The sequence below is a fragment of the Xanthomonas pisi DSM 18956 genome, from assembly GCF_001010415.1.
Taxonomy (GTDB): domain Bacteria; phylum Pseudomonadota; class Gammaproteobacteria; order Xanthomonadales; family Xanthomonadaceae; genus Xanthomonas; species Xanthomonas pisi.
Map to the genome: position 1 here is coordinate 1 of NZ_JPLE01000015.1, position 24,173 is coordinate 24,173.

The following is a 24,173-nucleotide window of genomic DNA, read 5'->3' on the forward strand; positions in this document are numbered from 1 at the left end:
GTACGGGCGCACGTCATGCGCCCGATGACATGCGATGTGGTCCAGCCTGCGCTGACTTCAAGCGGCTTTCTGCATCGCAGAAGGGCCTCCTGCATACAGACGGCACGAGGCTTCGCTCGTACCCTCATCCGCCCTGCGGGCACCTTCTGCCGATGGGAGAAGGGATGCTTTGCACTTCTGAGTTTCTTCGTTGTCTGTGCCTGCGTCCTGCAGATCCCGCCCCCCACACACATCTGCACATCCAGGTATCCGCAACGACGCCCGCCTACCGATCTACCCGATCAAGCGAGCACAACATGCTAAGATGCATTTGATAACCATTCCCATTAATGACCAATGCGCCCCACGCTCCTTGTCACCGCGCTCGCCGCAGTCTTGGCTTTACCCTCGCCCCGCGCCGTTGCCCAGCACCACACAGGCACCTCGGCAGCTGTCACTGACCTGGACGGCGTCGATGTCGTCGGCCGTGCGCAGACCTTGTACAAATCCGACGATGCAGCGGTCGCCACGCGCACCGACACGCCACTGTCGCTGGTGCCGCAATCGGTGCAGGTGCTGCCGCGCGAGTTGATCGACGACCAGGCCGCGCGCCAGATCACCGATCTGTATCGCAGCATCAGCGGCATCAGTTTCTTCAGCTACGCGGGCGTCACCTTGCGTGGTTTTCGCCAGGAAAACGTGCTCTACGACGGTCTGCGTGGCGACCCGTATGCCGGCTTCTCGGTGCCGCAGCTGTTCAACATCGAACGCGTGGAAGTGCTCAAAGGCCCGGCAGGTGCGCTGTATGGCGGCGGCGAACCGGGCGGTGTCATCAACTACGTCACCCGCAAGCCTGCGCACCAGGCGCAGCGGCGCGTGGAGCTGCAGCTGGGCAATCAATCGTTCGGCGCGGCGTCGTTCGAAGCCACCGGCCCTGCGCGCGAAGACGGCCGCATCCGCTATCGCATCGGCGCCTATGCCGATGGCGAGGATGGCTTTCGCCGGAACACCGATAGCCAGAGCCAGATTGGCGATGCATCGGTGGCCTTCGATGTTGGCGACACCGGCGAGCTCACCCTGCAATACACCGACATCACCCAGAACCTGGGCGGCAATCGCTTGCGCGGTGTGCCGGTCGATGACGACGGCAACTTCCTCACCGACCGTCGCTGGAACCACAACGAGCCCACCGATTTTCTCGACATGCGCGCCAAGGTGGCATTCGCGCAATATCGCTTTGCGCCGTCGGATGCGTGGGACGTGGACATGGCGCTACGCTGGTTCAAGAACGACGAGCACCAGATCTATCACGAGCCGATGGGCTTGATCGACCGTGATCGCGACGGCACCGCCGAGTGGATGACACGGCAGTTGCGCAACCAATACCGCGACAACGATGCGATTTCCAGCAACGTCAATGCGGTGTTCCGCACCAGCACCGGTGCCATCGCACACAAGCTACTGATGGGCGCCGATTACTATCGCCTGGATGCCGATTTCCGCGCACAAACGGCCAATACCGCAGATACCGGACGCGTGCGCGGACCGGTGCCGGGCATCGACTTGTTCAATCCGGTCTACGGGCGCAGCGGCTTTTACGGTTACGGTCTGGACGCGCTGCCCTGGCGTGCCACCAGCACGCGCAGCCTGCGCTATGGCGCGTATCTGCAGGACGAACTGACGCTGACGCCACGCTGGCATGCGATGGCCGGATTGCGCTGGGATGGCTTCAAGGACGACAACCTGCTGGATGGCTCGCGCATCACCGGCAACGACCTCAGCTGGCGCGTGGGCAGCACCTTCGTGCTGCGCGACGGCGTCAATGCCTATGCCAGTTACGCCAGCGGTTTTGTGCCGCAGGACGCGGCAAACCAGGATGCGAGCGTCGGCGGGCCGTTCGACCCGGAGCGCAGCAAACAGTGGGAGCTCGGCCTGAAGACCGCGCTCAACGATGGCGGCCTGACGCTCAACACCGCGCTGTACCGCATCGAACGCAGCAACATCGTGCAGGCCAATGGCAGCGTCGTCGATGGCGTCAACCAACTGTCGGCGCTGGGCCTGGTGCGCAGCGAAGGGTTGGAGGTCGACCTGCTGGCCGACCTGACCCAGCGCTGGGTGCTCAACCTGACCTACGCCTACAACGATGCGCGCGTTCTCGATGCCGGTACCAACGGCATCACCAATGCATCGGGCGATCGCTTCGCCAATGCGCCGCGCAACACGCTCGGGCTATGGACCCGCTACGACCTGCCGGCCTGGCGCTCGGCGGTGGCCTTCGGTGCCGACTATGTCGACGAGCGCGTCAGCCTGGATGGCCAGCGCGTCAAACCGTACGCCATCTACGACATCAGCTGGCAGACGCAGTGGGATGCATGGAAGCTGCAGATCAACGTCAAGAATCTGTTCGACAAGGTGTATGCGGTCAGCGGCTTCAACGCACGTGGCGGGCACTTTCCGGGCGAACCGCGACGCATCTATGCGCAGTTGGCCTATACATTCTGAGCGCGAGTCATCCTCGCCCAGGCACCTGTAACCGGCGCCGCCATCCGGCAGGACATCGCCACCACCGGTGCGTCCATGCAACACGCACTCACCATCACCGCAACTGCGCGTTGACGCACAGTTGCGGTGCAGGCATTCGCCACGCAATGAACCTGCGCCGAATCGCGCAGGCTGTCATGGGCTGGAACTTAACGCTCGGTGGGACACACTAGAGGCCGTCGCGATCTGGAGATTTCTCCGCACCGATCGCCCCCCTCCCCTCACTGACCGGAATCCGCATGCCTCAGCTTGCCCGCTCCGTTTCCGCCCTGTTGCCGCTGGTGTTTGCAGCCGCGTGCTCGGCCGCGCCACCGGCCAAATCCGGCCCACCCGATGCACCTGTCGCCAGCTGCACCGCCAAGGTCAAGCCAGGACAGGACCTGCAAAAGGCCATCGACAAACTGCCGCAAAGCGATACGCCGTCGGTGTTGTGCCTGGAAAAAGGCGAATTTCCGCTGAGCGGGCTGGTCTCGATCCACCGTGGCAACCTGACCTTGCGCGGCAAAGGCCCGAGCACGGTAGTGCGCATGGCCGATGGCGTGCAGCAACCCGCACTGGTGGTGGGCGACTACGAGAACCAGCAGCCGACCGGGGTGATCCGCAATGTCAGCATCGAAGACATGCAGATCGTCGCCAGCACCGGCGACAAGGAGTTCATGCCCGAGCGCCCGTACCTGAGCAATAGCGCTGTGGTGGTGCGCTCCGGCCAGGGCATCCGGCTGGCCGGCCTGCAGGTCAACAAGTGCCGTAGCGCCTGCCTGCTGAGCGAATACGACACACGCGAGATCACCATCGAGAACAACGACGTGTCCGGTGCGATCTGGGACGGCGTGTCGTTCAACCGCACCGCCAAGGTCACCATGGTCAACAACTACATCCACGACAACGTGGCGGCCGGGTTGACCACCGAACACCTGGAAGACAGCGAAATCCGCAACAACCGCTTCGAGCGTAACGGCAGCCAGGGCATCTACTTGTCCGATGCGCGGCGCAACCGCTTCAGCAACAACGTGTTCGATGGCAACAAGGTGGCCGGCGTGTTCCTGGCCTGCGCGATCCGCTATCGCACGCCGGAAATCCTGTGCTGGGACAACAGCATGAGCCAGGACAACGTGTTCGAGAACAACCGTTTCTCCAATACGCCGTTCACCTACACCATCGGTGTGGACCGTGCGGCCAATTGCACCGCGGGCGACTTCAAACCGAACCTGTGGCGTAACAACCAGGCCGATGTGGCCGGTGTGGATATCGATCCGCAGCGCTACGGCTATTGCGTGCGCCACGAGCAATAAGCACGGGCGATACCACAGCGGCCGGCAGCGCGTGCGCGCATGCCGGCCGCTGCCTCCGCACTGTGCGTTACGAGGCCAGTGCCTGTTCGTGCACGCCGGCGATCGCACGACCCGACGGGTCGGCCATCGCCGCAAAACTGGCATCCCAGGCAATCGCGGTCGGCGACGAGCATGCAATCGACTTGCCGCCGGGCACGGTTTCTGCGGCCGCCTGGCTCGGGAAAAACTGCTCGAACAGGCTGCGATAGAAATACGCTTCCTTGGTCTGCGGTGGATTGACCGGGAAACGCCGATCGGCCGCTGCCAACTCGCGGTCGCTCACATGCGCGGCGGCATGCGCCTTGAGGCCATCGATCCAGCCATAGCCCACGCCATCGCTGAACTGCTCCTTCTGCCGCCACAGGATCGATTCGGGCAGATAGCCGGCGAAGGCTTCGCGCAACACGCCCTTTTCCATGCGCGTGGCGCCCGTGCTGGTCTTGTCGATCATCTTGAAGCTGGCATCCATGCGCATGGCCACGTCCAGGAACTCGCGATCCAGGAACGGGACGCGCGGCTCCACGCCCCAGGCCATCATCGACTTGTTGGCGCGCAGGCAATCGTAGTTGTTGAGCGCGTCGAGCTTGCGCACCAGCTCTTCATGGAACTCGCGCGCATTCGGCGCCTTGTGGAAATACAGATAGCCGCCGAAGATTTCGTCGCTGCCTTCGCCCGACAGCACCATCTTCACGCCCATCGCCTTGATCCGCCGCGCCAGCAGGAACATCGGCGTGGACGCACGAATGGTGGTGACGTCGTAGGTCTCGATATGACGGATCACTTCCGGCAAGGCATCCAGGCCTTCTTCGAAGGTGTATTCGAACCCATGATGCACAGTCCCCAACGCGGCGGCGGCCACCTCGGCGGCGGCCAGATCCGGCGAGCCCTTCAACCCGATCGCGAACGAATGCAGGCGTGGCCACCAGGCTTCGGTGGTGTCGTTCTCTTCGATGCGATGGCGTGCGTAGCGCGCGGCAACGGCTGCGACCAGCGACGAATCCAGCCCGCCGGACAGCAACACGCCGTACGGCACATCGGTCATCAACTGACGATGCACCGCGCGCTCGAAGGCCTCGCGCAACTCCTGCAACTGCACCTGCACGCCTTCCACTTCGGCGTATTCGCGCCAGGAACGCTCGTAGTAGCGGCTCAGTGCACCGGTAGCGCTGTCGTACCAATGACCGGGCGGGAACTGCGCGGCATCGGCGCACTCGTCTACCAGCGACTTCAATTCCGAGGCCACCCGCAGCCGGCCTTCGCGGTCGTGGCCCCAGTACAACGGCACCACGCCGATCGGATCGCGCGCGATGATTACCCGCCCGGCCGCCTTGTCCCACAGTGCGAACGCAAAGATGCCGTTGAGGCGGTTGAGGTAGGAGGCCGGCGCATCTTCGCGATACAGCGCGTTGATCACCTCGCAATCGGAGCCGGTCTGGAAGGCATACGGCTGCACCAGCTCCTGCTTGAGTTCGCGATGGTTATAGATTTCGCCATTCACCGCCAATGCGAGCTGCCCATCTTCGGAGAGCAATGGCTGCGAGCCGCCAGCCGGATCGACGATGGCCAGCCGCTCGTGCACCAGGATCGCGCCGCTGTCGACATACACACCGCTCCAGTCCGGACCGCGATGCCTCTGTCGCTGCGAACATTCCAGCGCCTGCCGGCGCAAGGCCTGCAGATCGTCGCCGGGTTGCAAGCCGAAAATGCCGAAGATGGAACACATGGAAACACTCCTGATGAAACTGCGGGGATGGATGGCCGATGGATGAGCATGCTGCGTGCAAGTGACGCCCAAAAAAAAACCCGCATCGGCCGATGCGGGTTTTCTGAATTCTGGGCGTTTGGTGTGACTTCGCCTAGTCGCAGACCCGCATCGACCGCGCACGATTATTCGCGCGCAGCGTGTTGCGGTTGGCGTTATTGACGTTGGCGAGGCGGATGACCATGCAGCCGACGCTAACCGTTCGTTGTCGCCGGCGCAACTGTTTCAGCGGCAACGACGGCGGCGCGGCGCCTGCTCAGCCGATAAACAAGCGCTCGACAAGCGTGCGATACAGCGACGGCAGCGCCTCCAGGTCGGCCACGCGCACATGCTCGTCGACCTGATGGATCGACGCGTTGACCGGGCCGACCTCGATGCATTGCGCGCCAAGCGGGGCGATGAAGCGTGCATCGGAGGTGCCACCGCCGGTGCTCTCCTCCGGTGGTGCCCCGGCAAACTGGCCCAGCACCTCGCGCGCGACACTGCGCAGGCGCCCCTCCGGCGTGTAGAACGGCTCGCCGCTGCGGTGCCAGCGCAGTGTGTAATCCAGTGCATGGCGCTCCAGCACTGCGGCGATTTCCGCCTCCAGACGCGGCGCATCCCAATGCGGGGTGTAACGCAGATTGAAGGCCACGTGCAGCTCGCCGGGGATCACGTTGTTGGCGCCGGTGCCGGCGTGGATATTGGAAATCTGCAGGCTGGTGGGCGGGAAACTTTCAAAGCCCTCGTCCCATCGGCGCGCGATCAGTTCGGCCAGCGCCGGTGCCGCCAGGTGGATCGGGTTGCGTGCCTTGTGCGGATACGCCACGTGGCCCTGCACGCCGTTGACGACCAGGTTGCCGGACAGGCTGCCGCGGCGGCCAACCCGCAGCAGATCGCCCAGCCGCTCGGTGGAGGATGGCTCGCCGGTGATGCACCAATCGATCTGCTGGCCACGCTCGGCGAACAGGCGTGCCACATGCCGCACACCGTCGATGGCATCGCCCTCTTCGTCGCTGGTCAGCAGCACGGCGAGCGTGCCCGGGTGCTGCGGATGCGCGGCGACGAACTGCTCGGCCGCCACCACGAACGCAGCCACGCTTCCCTTCATGTCGGCCGCACCGCGCCCGTACAGCACGCCATCGCGGATCTGCGGATCGAACGGATCGCTGGTCCACGCCTCGCGCGGGCCGGGCGGCACCACATCGGTATGCCCGAGCAGCACGAGCACCGGCGCACCGCTGCCGTGCGTGGCCCATAGATTATCGACCTCGCCCAGACGCAGGTGTTCGCAGCTGAAACCGGCCGCTTCCAGACGTTGCGCAAGCATTGCCTGACACCCGGCGTCGACCGGCGTTACCGACGCGCGTGCAATCAGATCGCGGGTCAAATCCAGCACATCGTTCATGGAGCATCACCTGCGTGGAGGCCGCCGAGCGCGGCGTGAGTTGATCCTGCACTATCGAAACAGCAGGCGCAGGCCTGCAGCGTCGCCGCAGGCTGCATGCAGCGGCGCGACTCAGCCCACGCCGAAGCGCTGCTTGAAGCCGTTATCGGAAAACCCCTGGGTCAGTGCTCCGTCGTCGCTCACCACCACCGGACGACGGATCAGTTGCGGATACTCGCGCAACAGCAGCTTCCACTCCGCCTCCGAGCCGGGCGCCTTCTTGTTGTCGGGCAACTGCCGCCAGGTGGTGGACGACTTGTTGATCAAGGCATCGAATCCGCCGGCCTTGCCGGCCCACTCCAGCAGCGTCTCCGGCGACGGCTTGTTGTCGCGGTAATCCACGAACGTATAGGCCACACCGAAGCGGTCCAGCCACTTGGTGGCTTTCTTGCAGGTATCGCAGTTCTTCAATCCATATAGCGTGGTCATGTCGTGCTCTCTTCAACTGCCTGGCGCGCGCCTGCACGCGCCAGCAAGGTGGTGGCCAACTCGGCGGGGTCCAGCCCGTGTGCGGGCAGGAACACCACCTGTGCGCGCTCACCGTGGAATTTCAATGCCAGCCGCATCGGTGGGACCAGCCAGGCAGGAGCGGCCGCACGCAATTGCGCAAGGTCCACGCGCTGCGATCGCCCCTGCCGGGTGATCTCCAGCGCATCGCCGGCATCGCGCACCTGCGCCCATCGCCTGCATGACACGAGGTGCCGCACGGTCAGCCCTACCAGCACGACAGGCGCCAGCCAGCGCAGCACATCCAGCTGCTGCGGAACGCCGTCGCGCACCAGCGAGCCCACCACGTAGAGCGCAGCCCATCCCAGCCACAGGGCGGGAATGCCCCACCGCATCCAGCCACTGGCCGGACGCGATAGCAGGGCGCCGGCAGGCGCGTGTGCGGTACTCAATCGGCCAAACCGCGCAACAGCTCGTTGACGCTGGTCTTGCTGCGCGTCCTGGCATCCACCTGCTTGACGATCACTGCGCAATACAGCGAATGCGAGCCGTCCTTGGACGGCAATTGGCCGGACACCACCACGCTGTACGGCGGCACATAGCCGTAGGAGATCTCGCCGGTGGCGCGGTTGTAGATGCGCGTGCTCTGCGAAATGAACACGCCCATGCCGATCACGCTGTGATGGCCGATGACCACGCCTTCGACCACTTCCGAACGCGCACCGATAAAGCAGTGGTCTTCGATGATGGTCGGGCTGGCCTGCAGCGGTTCGAGCACGCCACCGATGCCGGCACCGCCGGACAGATGGCAGTGCTTGCCGATCTGCGCGCACGAGCCCACCGTGGCCCAGGTATCGACCATGGTGCCTTCGCCGACATACGCACCGATGTTGGTGAAGCTCGGCATCAGCACCACATCCCTGCCGAAATAGGTGCCGCGACGCGCCACCGCACCGGGCACCACGCGCACGCCGGCCTTGCGGAACTGCGCTTCATGGAAGCCGGCAAAGCGCGATTCCACCTTGTCCCAGAACGGCGCCGGCTGCGCGTCGATCACCGCCATCTCGTTGACGCGGAAATACAGCAGCACGGCCTTCTTCAGCCACTCGTTGACGGTCCAGCCGCCCTGCCCGTCCGGCTCGGCCACGCGCAACTGGCCGCTTTCCAGGCCGTCGATCACGCGATTGACGATGGCGCGGGTGGACCCGTCGATCTCGTCCATGGTCAAGGTGGCGCGACGTTCGAAGGCGCTTTCGATGCCGAACCTGAGTTCATCGCTGCCCACCTGGGTGGCAGCGCTCTGCACGGCCTGCTCGGCAATCGGCAGCTTCTTCGCAGCGGCAGCCTTCCTTGCAGCCGGCGCCGACACCACGCCAGTCGCCTGTTTGGCCACACGCGGTGCGCCGGCTGGCTTCGTTGCAGAGGTCTTCGTTACAGCGGTTTTCTTGACCGCAGCCGTCTTGACGGCAGCCTTCTTGGCGACGCTCGCTGCCGGCTTGCTCTGGTCTGCTGCAAGCGTCTTGCCGGCCTTGGTGGAGGCGGCTGCGCGCTTGGGTGCGGCGCTGGCAGTGGTGGCGGCGGGCTTGCGCGCAGTCTTCTTGGTGGTGGCCATGGGGGGTCTCCGGACGTACTAGGCGGGGTCGAGACAGGCGCGCAACGCATCGCGCAGGGCCTGCCGGGCGGATTCGGACAACGGGCGATCGTGTTCGTCGGTGATCTGGAACTGATCTTCCGCACGCTCGCCGAAGGTGGCGATGCGCGCATCGTGCACGCGCAGATGTTGCATGCGCAGGACATACGCCACATCGGCCAGCAGGCCGGGGCGATCGGGGGCGACCAGACTGATGCGGGTGCGGCGGCCGCCGGCGCTTTCGCTGAATTCCACGCGTGGCGCAAAGCGGAAATGCCGCAACTGGCGCGGCACCGCACGCCGCGATGGCCGCACTTTCTGCAGGTCGCCGGCCAGTACCTGTCGTAGCGCTGCGGCAAGACGCTGCGGATCGCCATCGGCATAGCCTTCCTGCGGCAGCACCTCGAACACGTCGAAGATCGCATCGTGCGGCGCATCCAGCACGCGCGCACGATGGATGCCGTAGCCCTTGCGATCCAGGGTGGCCACGATCGCCGAAAACAGTCCATCGCGGTCCGGCGAATAGACGAACAGTTCCAGCGCGTCGTTGTCCGGCACCGCACGACGCGCCTTGACCAGGGTCTGGCCGATCTGCACTTCGATCAGCGAGACGGCCTGCCAGGCAAGCTGCTCGGGGCGGAAGCGCAGGAAGTTTTCGTCCGGCATGCCGGCGAACTGGCGGTCGATGGTGGCATCGTCATGCCCTTGCGCCTGCATCAGCGCGCGCGCGGATTCGCGCGCTTCGCGCAGGCGCTCTTCGCGCGGCGGCGGATGTTCCAGGCCCTCGCGCAGCGCGCGCCGCGCAGCGAAATACAGGTCCGCCAGCAGGCGGTCCTTCCACGCGTTCCACAGCTTGGGGCTGGTGCCGGCGATATCGGCGCAGGTCAGCAGATATAGATAATCCAGCCGTTCGCGCGTGCCGACCAGGGTGGCGAAACGATGGATCACCTCCGGGTCGGAGATGTCCTGCTTTTGCGCGGTGACCGACATGCGCAAGTGCTGCTCCACCAGCCAGGTCACCAGTTGGGTATCGCCTTCGCTCAACCGGTGCGCGAGACAGAATGCGCGCGCATCGACCGCGCCCAGTTCGGAATGATCGCCGCCGCGGCCCTTGGCGATGTCGTGAAACAGACCGGCCAGCAGCAGCAATTCCGGCTTGCGCAGGCGCGGCCAGACTTCGTGGGTGATCGAAAAACGCTCGTCGGCGCGGCCGGCAGCGAACAGCGCGATGTTTCGCAGCACCATCAGCGTGTGCTGGTCCACCGTGTAGACGTGGAACAGATCGAACTGCATACGTCCGGACACGCTGGCAAAGGCGGGAATCCACTGTCCCAGCACGCCCAGCCGCGCCATGCGATTGAGCGTTTCCACCGCGCGCGGGCCGCGCAGCAGCGCCATGAAGCGGTCGCGCGTGGCGGCATCGGCCACGTCGTAGGCCGGCAGTTGCTGCAGCACCTCGGCCAGCGCACGCGCGGTCAACGAATGCAGGCCGCGCACATCGCGATGCGCAGCCCACTGCGCAAACAGCGCGAACACCTGCAGCACATCGCCATCCGGCCAGCTCTCGGCATCGGCGGCAAGGTAGCCGCGGCGCAGGCTGAAACCATCGCCCAGCGGCTCCGGTACCGCTTCGCCATCGAACTGTTCTTCGAAGCGCTGCAGCAGCCGGTCGCTGATCCGGCGGATCAACGCAGCGCTGCGATAAAAGCGCTGCATCATTTTTTCCACGCCCAGGCTTTCCGGGTCGTCGGCAAAGCCCAATCGCTGCGCCAGGGTCTTTTGGTAATCGAAACGCAGCCGCTCTTCCGGCCGGTTGGCCACGATGTGCAGCCCGAACCGCAGCCGCGCCAGTTCTTCGCGCTCGCGCCGCAACGCGGCCGCTTCATCGAAGCCGACATGGCCCAACCCGACCAAGGCTTCCAGATCCTTGACCCCGAACGCGCGCAACGCCATCCAGCCCAGGGTCTGCAGATCGCGCAGGCCTCCCGGGCCATCCTTGATGTCGGGTTCGAGGTTATCGGCGGTATCGCCAAACCGCTGATGCCGCGCCAGCAATTCTTCCCGCTTGGCCTGGAAGAAATCGCGTGGCGGCCATACCCATTGCGGCGCGATCGCCGCGGCCAACGCTGCTCGCGCTTCGCCATCGGCCACCAACGGCCGCGACTCGATCAGGGCGGTGAGCACGGTCTGATCGATCGCAGCAGCAGTGCACTGCGCCGGCGAGCGCACTGCATGACTGATCGGCAGACCCACATCCCACAACAACGCAAACAGGCGGGCCAGCGCCTGCTCATGGCGCTGCTGCGCGGCGGTGTCGCCCAACACCAGCACGTCCACGTCCGAGCGCGGAAACAGCTCGCCGCGGCCGTACCCACCGACCGCATGCAACGACAGGCCGCTATCGGCCGAAATGCAACGCGCCCAGGCGTTGCGCATCAACTGGTCGACCGCGCGTGCGCGTAGCGCCACCAGCCGTTCGATCGGCTCGCCCTGATCGAAGCGTTTGCACAGCCGCATGTCCGCGTGCACCAGCAGCGGACGGGCCTGTGCGGCCCACTCCGCGTCGCCGGCGACGCCCGGGTCGGGTCGATCCGCCGGCGCGTCCGTCATACCGGCGCGGGCGAATTGGCCGACAGCGTCAGCACATCCACGCCGTCTTCGGTCACCGCGACCATGTGCTCCCACTGCGCGGACAACTTGCGGTCCTTGGTCACCACGGTCCAGCCATCGGGCAGGGTCTTATGGTGATAGGTGCCTTCGTTGATCATCGGTTCGATGGTGAAGGTCATGCCCGGCTTGAGCACCAACCCCTCGCCCGGACGTCCGTAGTGCATCACCTGCGGTTCGTCGTGATAGACCTTGCCGATGCCGTGGCCGCAGTAGTCGCGCACCACGCTGAAACGCTCGGCCTCGGCAAACTTCTGGATGGCGTGGCCCACGTCGCCCAGCGTGGCGCCCGGCTTGACCGCACGGATGCCGCGCCACATCGCTTCATAAGTGGTATCCACCAGGCGCTTGGCCATCACCGACGGGGTGCCCACGTAGTACATGCGGCTGGTGTCGCCGTGCCAGCCATCCTTGATCACGGTGACATCGATATTGACGATGTCGCCGTCCTTCAACACCTTGGCCGCGCTCGGAATGCCGTGGCAGATCACGTTGTTGACCGAGGTGCATACGCTCTTGGGGAAGCCGCGATAGCCGACATTGGCAGGAATGGTGCCCTGCACGTTGACGATGTGGTCGTGGCAGATGCGGTCCAGCTCGGCAGTGGTCACGCCCGGCTTGACGTGCGGGCCAACGATGTCGAGCACCTCGGCGGCCAGACGGCCGGCGACGCGCATCAGTTCGATTTCTTCTTTGGTTTTCAGATTGACGCTCATGACCGCGATTATCGCCGATTCGGGCTGAATCTGAACGACCCGCGCCAGCGTTTTTTGCAGGACGCTGTGTCGATGGCGCAAGCGGACCGGGCAACAGGAAACCGGCGCAAGCGCCTATTCATGTGTGACGCAGTTCCCCGCGCGTCAATAATTGCATGAGCGAAGTCATCCGCAGGACATCGCAAACTTGGCAAAACAACCAAGCGAAACAGCTAGATACAGGATGAATTCGCCGTTATGTTTGGCACAGCTGATGCATTGCAGGGAGGGCGACACCTTGTCGCGTCACCAAAGACCTGACCGGTCAAGGAAATGTCCATGCGCACTGTCCGTCCTGTCCTGCTTTCCCTCGGCCTGCTCTCGACCATCGGCATGGCGAGTGCAGCAGATACCACCACATTCAACGTCAAGATCGCCGTCACCAAGGCCTGCACCATCACCGCCGCCTCCGCCACGGACGTCGACTTCGGTTCGGTGCTCTCCACCTCGACCGCCAATGCCGATGCGAACGGCAGCGTGACCGCCCAGTGCACCGCGCTGACGCCCTACAACATCGCGCTCAGCGCCGGCAGCAACGCGGGCACTGCCAACGATGTGACCACCCGTCGCATGAAGAACGCCGACCCGCTGGTCACCACCAACAACTTCATCGCCTACCAGCTCTACCAGGACCTGGGCCGCAGCACGGTCTGGGGCAGCACCACCGGCACCAATACCCTGAGCCGCACCGCCACCGGCCTCAACCAGGTCTACCCGGTCTACGGCCGCGTGACCAATCCGTCGGTCAACAACGCCGCGACCGGTAGCTACCAGGACACGATCACCGCGACCATCGTCTATTGAGCCTGCGCATGCCATCGCAACAGTTGCCGTCCCGCCTCCGTGCGCGGCTGGCCCCGCTGGGACTGGCCCTGAGCCTGTCGCTGAGCGGCGCCTGGCTGTTGCCGCCTGCACAGGCGGCCAGCCTGCAGCTGGCGCCGACCTCGCTGACGCTGAGCGCCGAACAGACCGCCGATGGCCTGTGGCTGAGCAACAGTGGCGGCGCGCCGGTGCAGGTGCAGACCCGCGCTTATCGCTGGACCCAACGCGATGGGCAGGACCAGCTCGACCCGACCCAGGAAATCCTGATCAGCCCGCCGATGCGCACCCTGGCTGCAGGCGAGCGCCAACTGATTCGCGTGATCCGCGCCGGGCCTGCGCCCACGCGCCAGGAGGCCTGCTACCGCATCATCGTCGACGAACTGCCCAGCGCCGATGCCGACCGCAAGGGCATGCAGTTCGTCCTGCGCTATTCGGTGCCGATCTTCGTCCTGCCGCCCGGCAAGGCCGAACCCACGCCCACCCTGAGCGCGCAGCTGGTCGCCGGCACCGACGGCAATGCGCAGATCCAGATCAGCAACAGCGGCTCCGGGCATGCGCAGGTGGCCGATCTGCAGCACCGCGTCGATGGCGCAGCCAAGACCAGCCTGAACGGGCTGGTGGGCTATGTGCTGCCGGGCCAGACCATGCGCTGGTCGCTGGGCGCACCGCTGGCGCAGTTCGGCCGCGGCTCCATCGTCGCAAGGATCAATGGTGAGGCCGACGAACGCATCCTGTTGGACGCGCCCGCGGCGCCGTGATGCGGCCCTGCTGGCGATGACCCTGCTTGCGAACGCCATCGGGTTGGCGAACGCCATGGCCGTCGACCTGGCCGATGTCGCAACGTTGCCCGACCAGAGCGCACAAGGCGCCGCCGCGCAACCGCAGTCGCTGTATCTGGACGTCACCCTGAATCAGGCCGATCGCGGCCTGGCGCCGTTCGAACTGGTCGATGGCCACTTGCGCGGATCGGTGGAAACGCTGCGCAAACTCGGCTTCATCCTGGCCGATCGCAGCCCGGACGACTTGGTCGACCTGGATCGGCTCCCCGATGTGGAAGTGCGCTACGACGCCGCATTGCAGCGGCTCGCCCTGCAGGTGCCGCTGGCGCAGCTGTCGCTGTCCACCACGGTCCTCAAGCCCGAAGAAGTCGCTCCGCCCAGCGCCACCGCCTCGCCGGGCATGCTGCTCAATTACGACTTCTATGCCACGCGCAATGCCGGTTCCAGCAGCATGTCGCTGGCCACCGAACTGCGCGGCTTCGGCCTGGGCCGCGGCATGTTCGATACCACGGCCATTTTCCTGGCCTACGACCGCCCGCAGGACCAACGCTGGCGCAGCGAGGCCGTGCGCCTGGACAGCGCCTGGCAGATGGATTTCCCCGACAGCGCCACCAGCCTGCGGGTGGGCGATTTCTACAGCGGCTTCGTCGACTGGAGCCGATCGCTGCGGCTGGGCGGCGTGCAGATCGGCCGCAATTACGCGCTGCAGCCCTATCGCGTACTGACCCCGACCCCCAGCTTTCTGGGCGAAGCGGCGGTGCCGTCCACGGTGGAGCTGTATGTCGATGGCCTGCGTCAATACAGCGGCCAGGTGCCGGCCGGGCCGTTCCAACTGGCCGCGCAGCCGGGCATCAGCGGCACCGGGCAGGCGCAGATCGTGGTGACCGATGCCTTCGGCCAGGTGCGCCGGCTGGATTTCGCGTTCTACGGCACCCCGCAACTGCTGGCGCGCGGCATTTCCGAGTGGTCGGCCGGCATCGGCCACCTGCGCCGCGACTACGGCGTGCGTTCGTTTTCCTATGCCTCGCAGCCGGTCGCCAGCGCCAGCTTGCGCAAGGGCCTGCGCGACGACTTCACCATCGAGGCGCACACCGAGGCCGGCGGCGGGGTGATCAATGCCGGCGCCGGCGGGGTGTGGTTGCTCGGCGCCGGTGGCGTCTTCAATGCAGCCTACGCACACAGCCGCATGCACGCATTGCGTGGCGGCCAGTCCGTACTGGGCTACGCCTGGAACAACCGGCGCTTCAACGTCAATCTGGGCACCCAGCGCACCCATGGCGATTACCGCGACCTGGGCGCACTGCAGGGCAGCCTGCCGGCGCGCGTCAGCGACCGCGCCGCATTCGGCGTCAACATCGACCCGATCGGCTCGCTGGGCACCAGCTACGTGCGCCTGAGCTATCCGCAAGGCGATACCTCGCGCTACGCCAGCGTGTTCTGGTCGCGCAGTTTCGGGCGCAACTGGGCCGCCAACCTGTCCGGCAACCAGAACCTGGACATCGGCAGCGATCGCAGCCTGTATCTGTCGCTGTCCACCACCTTCGGCGAGTTACGCCAGGCCAGCGCCTCGATGCAGCGCAACGGCAATCGCACCGGATTCGTGGCCGATGTCAGCCAGCCGCTACCCGGCGACGGCGACCTGGGCGGCATCGGCTGGCGCGTACAGGCACGCAGTGGCGACGATGCCAGCGGCGGGCTGGCCGAGCTTGGCTGGTTGAATCGCGTCGGCCGCTACAACTTCGGCGCGGCCACCCAGGACGGCGACCATTTCGGCTATGCCAGCGCCAGCGGCAGCCTGGTGTGGATGGACGGCCGCGGCTTTGCCGCACGCGACGTCCAGGACGCGTTCGCGGTGGTGTCCACCGACGGCCAGGCCGGTATTCCGGTCCGGCTGGAGAACCGCCTGATCGGGGTCACCGACGCGCGCGGCACCTTGCTGGTGACCCCATTGCAATCGTGGCAGCGCAATCAGTTATCGATCGACACGCTGAGCCTGCCGGCGGACCTTCGCGTGGATCGCGTCGACACCACGGTGACGCCGCGTCAGCAATCCGGAGTGGCGGTGCGCTTCGGCATCACCCGCGTGCGGGCTGCCCTGATCGTCCTGCACGACGCAAACGGCGCGCCGCTGCCGGTGGGCAGCGTGGCGCAGCGCCAGGGCGATGCCGAACGCGTGGTGGTCGGCTACGACGGCGAAACCTATCTGGACAATCTGCAGAACGACAACCGCATCCTGGTGGAGTTGCCGGAAGGCCACTGCGTGGCGCAGTTCGCGTATCCGGCCGACGCCGGCCGCATTCCGCGGGTCGGCCCGTTGCGCTGCACCGTGGAGCCGGCACCGTGAGCGTGCATGCGCTCTGGCGTGTCTTGCTTGCGCTGAGCGTTGCACTGCTCTGGCTGACGCCCAGCCCGCCGGCGCACGCCGACACCACCTGCACGGTGACGTTGGGGACGCCACTGATCTTCGGCAACGTGGCTGCCAACGGCGCCACCGATGCGGTCGCAAGTTTCAACGTGTCCTGCGCCACCGCCGCACTCAGCGTGCTGGGCAACGCACGCGTGACGCTCTGCCTGGACCTTGGCCCGGGCAGCGCCAGTGCCGGCGTCTACACGCCGCGCCGCATGAACAATGGCACCGGCGACAGCCTGGGCTACCAGATCTACAGCGACCCGGCACGCACCCAGATCTGGGGCGCGGCAGGCTCGGCCGCGCCATCGCCGGTGGTGCTGACCTTTGCCTACGGGGTGCCGGTCATCACCGGCGGCTCGCAGACCACCACCGTCACCTTGTACGGGCGCATCCCGGGCAGCCAGACGCTGTCGGTGGGCAACCACACCAGCACCTTCGGCGGCGCCGACGCCGTGGTGCGCTACGCCTATAACGAAAGCATCATCGGCGGCATCCAGCAGCCTGCCGACTGCAACACCGGCGGCAGTGGCGCCAAGACCGCAAGCAACGCCTTTCCGTTCACCGCCTCGGCCAATGTGCCGGCGCGCTGCAATACCTATGTCACCACCGATCTGGATTTCGGCAGCATCGCCGGCAGCATCGATACCCAGATCGACCGCAGCTCGACCATCAGCCTGGCCTGCACCAACCGCACCGCCTGGAACATCGGCCTGGATGTCGGTAGCAATGCCAGCGGCAGCACCCGCCGCATGCGCCATGCCAGCAGCGCCAACTTCATCAGCTACGAGCTCTACAAGGACCCAGGCCGCAGCAGCCGCTGGGGCACCACGATCGGGGTCGATACCCTCGCCGGCACCGGCAACGGCGTGGCGCAGACGGTCACGGTCTACGGCCGTGCGCCGGCGCCGCAGCTCCCCATCGCCGGCGCCTACACCGATACGGTGACCGTCTCGATCACTTACTGAGCGTTAATTAAGTTCGCATCGGGGGCGTCGCTATCTGTAGCGTCTCCAATGCAACCGATTGCCTTCATGACGCCGGTCACCTTCCTGAAGTGCTTCACGCTGGTCGCCCTCGCTTGCAGTGCCGCTGCGGCCACTGCGTCCAACAACCGCGGCCCGGACAACTCCAGCCTGCATATCGGCCTGCGGCTGCTCAGCGGTTGCGAACTGCGCACCAGCCCGCCGCGCGCCAGCTGCTCGCGCGGCACGCCGGTCGCGGTTGCACAACCGTCGCGCACGATCGACACCCCATCGACCACCAGCACCGGCCAGGACGCCAGCGCACTTGCAGGGCCTGCGCCCAGCGGTGCGACGCGCATCACCACCATCGCATTCTGAGCATGGCCGCCGCCCGCCCGCGCTGGAGCTGGCCGATCCTGGGCCTGCTATGCATGGCTGCCAGCGGCCACGCCGGCGCTGCCGAGATCGCCATCGCCCCGACCACCGCCCACATCCCGGCCGACAGCAACCAGGCGGCCGTGTGGCTTTACAACCAGGCCGCGCAACCCTGGCGCGCCGACGCCAAGCTCTACCGCTGGCGTCAGGAAGGCGGGCGCGAACTACTGGAGCCGGCCACCGGCGCCACCGTCAGCCCCAGCCAGTTCGAAATCCCCTCGCAAGGCCGCCAGCTGTTGCGGGTCATCCGCCTCGGCCCCAGCCCGGCCAGGATCGAAGACAGCTATCGGCTGGTGGTGACCCAGCATGCGATCGGCGATGAAACCGAGCTGCTGCGCTACTCCACGCCAGTGTTCGCGATGCCGAGCGAGCCGGGCGAGCCGCATCCGCAGTTGCAGGCGACGCTGTCCGGCCAGGGCGGCGGCCGCAGCTTGCGCATCTACAATGCCGGCGTGCACCACGCCCGCCTGGCCGACCTGGCCTTCATCGACGCCGGCGGGACCCGCCACAGCATCGGCAACGATCTGGCCGGCTATGTGCTGCCCGGCCAGACCCGGCAATGGCTGCTGCCGGCGACGCTATCGGCCGGTCTGGGCCGCTTCGTGGCCCGCGTCAACAGCGATACCGAAACCACCCTCGCCCTGCAGCCCTGAGTTCGGCGCCAGCCAGCCCGCAGCGCCGCCGCCGGCAATGCAGATTGCATACACCCCACCAGCCGGCTATACTCCGCCGGCTGTTTTGCGTCTCTGCCGCATTGCGTCGTCCACGTCGGACGTCACCGACGAATCCACACCTGCTGCCGCCATCCGTGCCGGGGTGCCCTCACACAGGGTTCGTCGCGGAGGCAACAGGGAAGCCCAACCCCGGAATCTTGTGCGTTTTGATGCGAGTCCCTCGCAACAGCCCGCACATCCATGTGCGGACTTTTCAACAACAAGCCGCGCACGGCGATTCCGCTATCAGGAGTTTTTTCAATGCCTCAGGTCACCATGCGTCAGATGCTGGAAGCCGGCGTCCATTTCGGCCACCAGACCCGCTACTGGAACCCCAAGATGGCGCCGTACATCTTCGGCGCGCGCGGCAAGATCCACATCATCAACCTCGAGAAGACCGTTCCGCTCTTCAACGACGCGATGAACTTCCTCTCCTCGATCGCGCAGAAGCGCGGTACCGTGCTGTTCCTGGGCACCAAGCGCAGCGCGCGCGAGTCGATCAAGGAAGAAGCCGAGCGTTGCAACATGCCGTTCATGACCCAGCGCTGGCTGGGCGGCACGCTGACCAACTTCCGTACCGTCAAGCAGTCGGTTGCCCGCCTGAAGGAACTGGAAGCCGCCGAAACCGACGGCACCTTCGAAAAGCTGGTCAAGCACGAAGTGCTGGGCCTGCGTCGCGAGCGCGAGAAGCTGGACGCATCGCTGGGCGGCATCAAGGAAATGAACCGCCTGCCCGACGCGATCTTCGTGATCGACATCGGCCATGAAGACATCGCCATCAAGGAAGCCAAGAAGCTCGGCATCCCGGTGATCGCCGTGGTCGACACCAACTACGATCCGGCCCTGGTCGACTACGCCATCCCGGGTAACGACGACGCCATCCGCGCCGTGCAGCTGTACGCACGTGCCGCCGCCGATGCCGTGCTGGAAGGCAAGGCTGCTGCGCCGAACTCGGCGTCGGTTCGCGAAGAAGAGTTCTCGGCCGAAGCCGGCGACGAAGGCAAGGGCCGTCGCGCTCCGGCCAAGAAGGCCGACAAGAAGGCCGACGCACCTGCAGCACCGGCTGCCGAGTAATCGGCATGCAATGCGGCCGCTCCATGCTGGGCGGCCGCAGCCCCGGCGGGCCCATCGCGCCCCGTCGCTGAGGCCACCAAAAATTCTTACGGAGACGGCGCGCACGCTGCACCGCCTCCTCACTGGCGGAACACTTCCGCCGTACGCATTCGTCCATACGAGGTAATTCCATGGAAATCACTGCTTCCCTGGTCAAGGAACTGCGCGAGCGCACCGGCGCCGGCATGATGGAGTGCAAGAAGGCACTCGTCGAAAACGCTGGCGACATCGACGCTGCGGCCGAGTGGCTGCGCAAGTCGGGCCTGGCCAAGGCCGACAAGAAGGCTGACCGCGTTGCTGCCGAAGGCCGCATCGCCACCGCACAGGCCGGCGGCAAGGCCGTGCTGGTCGAAGTCAATTCCGAGACCGACTTCGTGGCCAAGGACGAGAACTTCCTGGCCTTCACCGAAGTCGTCGCCAATGCCGCACTGAGCTCCGACGTCGCCGATGCCGATGCGCTGAAGAGCGTCAAGCTGGACAGCGGCGAGACCATCGAAGAGCGTCGCGCTGCGGTCATCGCCAAGGTCGGCGAGAACCTGCAGGTGCGTCGCCTGGTCCGTGTCGACAGCGCCAACAACGTCGCAGCCTATGTGCACGGCGGCCGCATCGGCGTGCTGGTCGAGCTGAAGGGCGGCGACATCGAACTGGCGCGCGGCATTGCGATGCACATCGCTGCCATGAACCCGCCGCACGTCAAGGCATCCGACGTCCCGGCCGAGTTTGTCGCCAAGGAAAAGGAAATCGAACTGGCCAAGATGTCCGAGAAGGACAAGTCCAAGCCGGCCGAAATCCTGGAAAAGATCATCAGCGGCAAGATCAGCAAGATCGTCAACGAAGTGACGCTGTACGGCCAGCCGTACGTGCTGAACACCGATCAGACCGTCGAGCAGGCCGTCAAGGCCGCTGGCGCCGAGGTGATCGGCTTCCAGCGCCTGGCCGTTGGCGAAGGCATCGAGAAGGTGGTGGAAGACTACGCCGCCGAAGTGATGAAGCAGGCCGGCCTGGCCTGATCTACGCCACAGCGTGAAGAAAGCCGCGGCCATGCCGCGGCTTTTTTTTTGGCCCGCCACCGCGTGCTGCATGCAAGCGCAGCAAACTGAAGCGCACACATCCGTCGCCGCTTCAGCCGGCCTCGACGCTATAGATGTCGTCGAAGTTGCCGCTAAACCTGGATGCCAACCACACTCTCGGAACCCGCCGCGCCTGCATCCCAGCGCGGCGACTGCGAGCCGTGGCGTGCTCAAACTCACCGAACGCAGCTGTATGCTTGTGTTCACTGTTGGCGATGACTCATGCAACCAGATCTCCAGGCCGCCCTGCACTACTGCCGTAACCCGCCCTCGCCTCCGGGCGTCGCGCTGCGCATCATCGAACTGGCGCAGGACCCGGATGTGGACATGACCACCACCGCGAAGGTCATCGGCATGGACATGGCCCTGAGCGCACGCATGCTGCGCGTGGCCAACTCGCCGCTGTACGCCAGTCGCCGCCGCGTCGACAACCTGGGCCAGGCGCTGACCATGCTCGGCCTCAATGCGACCCTGAGCCTGGCGCTGGGATTTTCGATGGTGCACGGCGTGCGCAGCACCTTCACCGCGCATCCGTTGCATGAGCGCATCTGGCGTCGCGCCGGCCTGTGCGCCCTGGCAAGCCGCATCCTGGGCCAGGCCTACGGGATCCGCAAACCCGAAGAATTGATGCTGGCCGGCCTGCTGCAGGACATCGGCAAGCTGGCGCTGCTGCAAGGCGCACCCGCGCTGTACGCCCCATTGCTGGAACAGGCGCCCGACAACGCATCGCTGCTGGATGCCGAGCGCCAGCACCTGGGCGCCACCCACGCCGAGATCGGCGCCTGGCTTGCGCACCAGTGGCAGTTGCCGCACTACCTGCAGAATGCGATCGCGCAGAGCGAAGAGGAGCCGGCAGGGCTGGAGCCGTTCATGGCCTGCGTGGCGCTGTCCGGGCACCTGGCCGACATCTGGCTCTCCGCCAGCGCCGTCACCGCGACCGAGCATGCGCAGCGCCAGGCGCAGGACGTGCTGGAACTGGATGCCGAACGCTTCGAAAAAGTGATCGAACGCATCGCCGAATCGCTGCCCGAGCTCGAAGCGCTGTTCGATATCCGCGTGCCGCAACCCGAGCACATCCAGCTGATCTTCGAACAGGCGCGCGAGCTGGCGATGCTGCGCAGCCTGCGCGAACTGCAGGATGTGGCCGAAGCGCGCCGACACGCCGACGAATCGGAAAACCGCATGCGTCATCTGGCCGAACAGGCCAGCCGCGATGCGCTGACCGGCGTGTTCAACCGGCATCAGCTCGGCACCGCATTGGCGCATGAATTCGAACTGGCATCGCGACAGGGCTGGCCGCTGTCGATCGCCTTCATCGATCTGGACGACTTCAAGCGCGTCAACGATGCGCACGGCCATCTGGTCGGCGACGAGGTGTTGCGCAACTTCGCGCAGACGCTGCAGCGCATGGTGCGTACCAGCGACCTGGTGGCGCGCTATGGCGGCGAAGAATTCCTGGTGATCCTGCCCAACACGCCTGCCGACGCGGCATTGATGGTGATCGAGCGCATCCTTGCCGAGACCGCGCGCACGCCGATGGCGCAATTGCAGGGCGGCCCGCTGCACATCACCTTCTCCGCCGGCCTGGCCACGCATGGCGGGGTCGAGCGCCAGTTCGAAAGCATCGAGCATCTGTTGCAGGCGGCCGACAGCACGCTGTACCGCTCCAAGCATCGCGGCCGCAACCGCGTCACCGCCTACGATGCGACCGATGTCTCGACGCCGCCGAACCTGCGGGCACACTGAGCAAGCCGTCACGTCGATGCCGACAAAGGAATTTTTACCACGCCCGGTGGCAGGCTTCCGCTAGAATTGCCGGCGTTTGCCGTCCCCCACCCCCGAGGTCTCCCCCATGTCCGAACTTTCCTATCGCCGCATTCTTCTCAAACTTTCCGGGGAGGCGCTGATGGGAGACGGGGATTACGGCATCGACCCCAAGGTCATCAACCGCCTTGCCCATGAAGTGATCGAAGCCCAGCAGGCCGGCGCGCAGGTCGCGCTGGTGATCGGTGGCGGCAACATCTTCCGCGGCGCCGGCCTGGCTGCCAGCGGCATGGACCGCGTCACCGGCGACCACATGGGCATGCTGGCCACCGTGATCAATGCGCTGGCCATGCAGGACGCACTGGAAAAGCTCGGCGCCAAGGTGCGCGTGATGAGCGCGATCAAGATCAACGACGTCTGCGAGGATTTCATCCGCCGCCGCGCCATGCGCCACCTGGAAAAGGGCCGCATCGCGATCTTCGCCGCCGGTACCGGCAATCCGTTCTTCACCACCGACTCGGGCGCGGCGCTGCGCGCGATCGAAATCGGTGCCGACCTGCTGCTCAAGGCAACCAAGGTCGATGGCGTGTACGACAAGGACCCGAAGAAGCACACCGACGCGGTGCGCTACGACAGCCTGACCTACGACGAAGTCATCATGCAGGGCCTGGAAGTGATGGATACCGCCGCTTTCGCACTGGCGCGCGACAGCGACCTGCCGCTGCGCATCTTCGGCATGAGCGAGCCCGGCGTGCTGCTGCGCATCCTGCGTGGAGAGCAGATCGGCACCCTGGTGCAGGGCCGGAGCTGAGGGCGGGAATCGGGATTGGGGATTCGTTAAAGCGCAGTACTGACGCCTGCGTTGACGCCTGTCCGTCGAGCGCCTCCAGCGGCAAGCGGCGGCGGCAAGTGAACCGGCCGCGCGGGTCCTGACGACCTGCGAGTCGTGAAACCCCAGTCCCGGCTATAATCCCCGGATTCAGCTCCACACGGATTCCGGCGATGCTCAACCAGATCAAACAAGACGCGCTCACGCGCATGACCAAGAGCATCGATGCTCTGCGCCATTCATTGACCACCGTGCGTACCGGCCGCGCTTCGCCGGCGCTGCTGGACGGCATCAAGGTCAAGGCCTACGGTACCGACACCCCCCTCAATCAGGTTGCCAGCATCAGCGTCTCCGAAGGCCGCTCGCTGGTGATCAGCCTGTTCGACAAGGGCATGATCAAGGACGTGGAAAAAGCCCTGTACGCCTCGGATCTGGGCCTGACCCCGACCGTGGTGGGCACGGTGATCCGTCTGAACCTGCCGCCGCTGACCGAGGAGCGCCGCAAGGAGCTCAGCAAGTCCGTGCATGGCGAAGGCGAAGACAGCAAGGTGGCCATCCGCAACATCCGCCGCGATGCCAATCAGCAGGTCAAGGATCTGCTGAAAGACAAGAAGGTCACCGAAGACGAAGCCCGCAGCGCCGAAGACGACATCCAGAAGTTGACCGACAAGGCCATCAAGGATGTGGATGAGGTCGTCAAGGGCAAGGAACAGGAATTGATGACGGTCTGATCGTGGC

20 protein-coding genes are annotated in these 24,173 nt (G+C 65.6%); 13 read left to right on the forward strand and 7 right to left on the reverse strand.

Features of this window, described 5'->3' with window-relative positions; all coding sequences use genetic code 11:
- The first annotated feature begins 336 nt into the window (after positions 1-336).
- Together Y887_RS03435 and hpaM are read left to right on the forward strand one after the other, a co-directional pair.
- Positions 337-2,481, forward strand: a complete 2,145-nt coding sequence (locus Y887_RS03435) for a TonB-dependent siderophore receptor (protein WP_046963020.1) — start codon at positions 337-339, stop codon at positions 2,479-2,481.
- A gap of 278 nt (positions 2,482-2,759) precedes the next feature.
- Entirely contained in the window at positions 2,760-3,812 is a 1,053-nt protein-coding gene (hpaM, locus tag Y887_RS03440) for a type III secretion-associated outer membrane-bound protein HpaM (protein WP_046963021.1), read from the forward strand.
- 67 nt (positions 3,813-3,879) lie between these two features.
- Here hpaM and asnB read toward each other — a convergent pair whose 3' ends face one another.
- The 7 genes from asnB to map form a co-directional block, all read right to left on the reverse strand.
- Positions 3,880-5,574 (reverse strand): asparagine synthase B, encoded by a 1,695-nt coding sequence (asnB, locus tag Y887_RS03445; protein ID WP_046963022.1) that lies wholly within the window; start codon positions 5,572-5,574, stop codon positions 3,880-3,882.
- Positions 5,575-5,869: 295 nt separating this feature from the next.
- The gene (gene dapE / locus Y887_RS03450) at positions 5,870-7,000 is read right to left on the reverse strand and encodes a succinyl-diaminopimelate desuccinylase (protein ID WP_046963023.1); all 1,131 of its coding nucleotides are present in this window, start codon (positions 6,998-7,000) and stop codon (positions 5,870-5,872) included.
- 111 nt (positions 7,001-7,111) lie between these two features.
- Positions 7,112-7,468 (reverse strand): arsenate reductase, encoded by a 357-nt coding sequence (locus tag Y887_RS03455; protein ID WP_046963024.1) that lies wholly within the window; start codon positions 7,466-7,468, stop codon positions 7,112-7,114.
- Positions 7,465-7,938: a pseudouridine synthase family protein gene (locus Y887_RS03460; protein WP_084725915.1), complete on the reverse strand. Its 474-nt coding sequence runs from the start codon at positions 7,936-7,938 to the stop codon at positions 7,465-7,467. The genes Y887_RS03455 and Y887_RS03460 overlap by 4 nt, the downstream gene beginning before the upstream one ends.
- Complete coding sequence (gene dapD, locus Y887_RS03465) at positions 7,935-9,098, reverse strand: 2,3,4,5-tetrahydropyridine-2,6-dicarboxylate N-succinyltransferase (RefSeq protein ID WP_046963025.1); 1,164 nt, start codon at positions 9,096-9,098, stop codon at positions 7,935-7,937. The genes Y887_RS03460 and dapD overlap by 4 nt, the downstream gene beginning before the upstream one ends.
- An 18-nt stretch (positions 9,099-9,116) precedes the next feature.
- Positions 9,117-11,726, reverse strand: a complete 2,610-nt coding sequence (locus Y887_RS03470; protein WP_046963026.1) for a [protein-PII] uridylyltransferase — start codon at positions 11,724-11,726, stop codon at positions 9,117-9,119.
- A complete protein-coding gene (gene map, locus Y887_RS03475; protein ID WP_046963027.1) occupies positions 11,723-12,499 on the reverse strand; it encodes a type I methionyl aminopeptidase in 777 nt (258 codons plus the stop codon). The genes Y887_RS03470 and map overlap by 4 nt, the downstream gene beginning before the upstream one ends.
- 318 nt (positions 12,500-12,817) lie before the next feature.
- Here map and Y887_RS03480 point away from each other — a divergent pair, with 318 nt between their 5' ends.
- The 11 genes from Y887_RS03480 to frr all read left to right on the forward strand — a co-directional run bounded on the left by Y887_RS03480 (position 12,818) and on the right by frr (position 24,166).
- Positions 12,818-13,342 carry a Csu type fimbrial protein gene (locus tag Y887_RS03480; RefSeq protein WP_046963094.1) on the forward strand — a complete coding sequence of 175 codons (525 nt, stop codon included), beginning with the start codon at positions 12,818-12,820 and terminating at the stop codon, positions 13,340-13,342.
- An 8-nt stretch (positions 13,343-13,350) separates the two neighbouring features.
- The gene (locus tag Y887_RS03485; RefSeq protein WP_046963095.1) at positions 13,351-14,118 is read left to right on the forward strand and encodes a fimbrial biogenesis chaperone; all 768 of its coding nucleotides are present in this window, start codon (positions 13,351-13,353) and stop codon (positions 14,116-14,118) included.
- A gap of 16 nt (positions 14,119-14,134) precedes the next feature.
- A complete protein-coding gene (locus Y887_RS03490; RefSeq protein WP_046963028.1) occupies positions 14,135-16,483 on the forward strand; it encodes a fimbria/pilus outer membrane usher protein in 2,349 nt (782 codons plus the stop codon).
- On the forward strand, positions 16,480-17,514 hold the full coding sequence (locus tag Y887_RS03495) for a Csu type fimbrial protein (RefSeq protein ID WP_046963029.1): 1,035 nt from the start codon (positions 16,480-16,482) through the stop codon (positions 17,512-17,514). The genes Y887_RS03490 and Y887_RS03495 overlap by 4 nt, the downstream gene beginning before the upstream one ends.
- A 48-nt stretch (positions 17,515-17,562) precedes the next feature.
- Positions 17,563-17,889 carry a hypothetical protein gene (locus Y887_RS03500; RefSeq protein WP_046963030.1) on the forward strand — a complete coding sequence of 109 codons (327 nt, stop codon included), beginning with the start codon at positions 17,563-17,565 and terminating at the stop codon, positions 17,887-17,889.
- A gap of 2 nt (positions 17,890-17,891) precedes the next feature.
- Positions 17,892-18,599, forward strand: coding sequence for a fimbrial biogenesis chaperone (locus Y887_RS03505; protein ID WP_046963031.1), 708 nt, complete (start codon positions 17,892-17,894; stop codon positions 18,597-18,599).
- Positions 18,600-18,920: 321 nt separating this feature from the next.
- Complete coding sequence (gene rpsB / locus Y887_RS03510) at positions 18,921-19,733, forward strand: 30S ribosomal protein S2 (protein ID WP_046963032.1); 813 nt, start codon at positions 18,921-18,923, stop codon at positions 19,731-19,733.
- Between the two features lie 170 nt (positions 19,734-19,903).
- Positions 19,904-20,782, forward strand: coding sequence for a translation elongation factor Ts (tsf, locus tag Y887_RS03515; RefSeq protein ID WP_046963033.1), 879 nt, complete (start codon positions 19,904-19,906; stop codon positions 20,780-20,782).
- A 282-nt stretch (positions 20,783-21,064) separates the two neighbouring features.
- The gene (locus Y887_RS03520) at positions 21,065-22,588 is read left to right on the forward strand and encodes a sensor domain-containing diguanylate cyclase (protein WP_046963034.1); all 1,524 of its coding nucleotides are present in this window, start codon (positions 21,065-21,067) and stop codon (positions 22,586-22,588) included.
- A gap of 106 nt (positions 22,589-22,694) precedes the next feature.
- Positions 22,695-23,417, forward strand: coding sequence for a UMP kinase (gene pyrH / locus Y887_RS03525; RefSeq protein ID WP_046963035.1), 723 nt, complete (start codon positions 22,695-22,697; stop codon positions 23,415-23,417).
- Positions 23,418-23,608: 191 nt separating this feature from the next.
- A complete protein-coding gene (gene frr / locus Y887_RS03530; RefSeq protein ID WP_046963036.1) occupies positions 23,609-24,166 on the forward strand; it encodes a ribosome recycling factor in 558 nt (185 codons plus the stop codon).
- Positions 24,167-24,173: the final 7 nt, after the last annotated feature.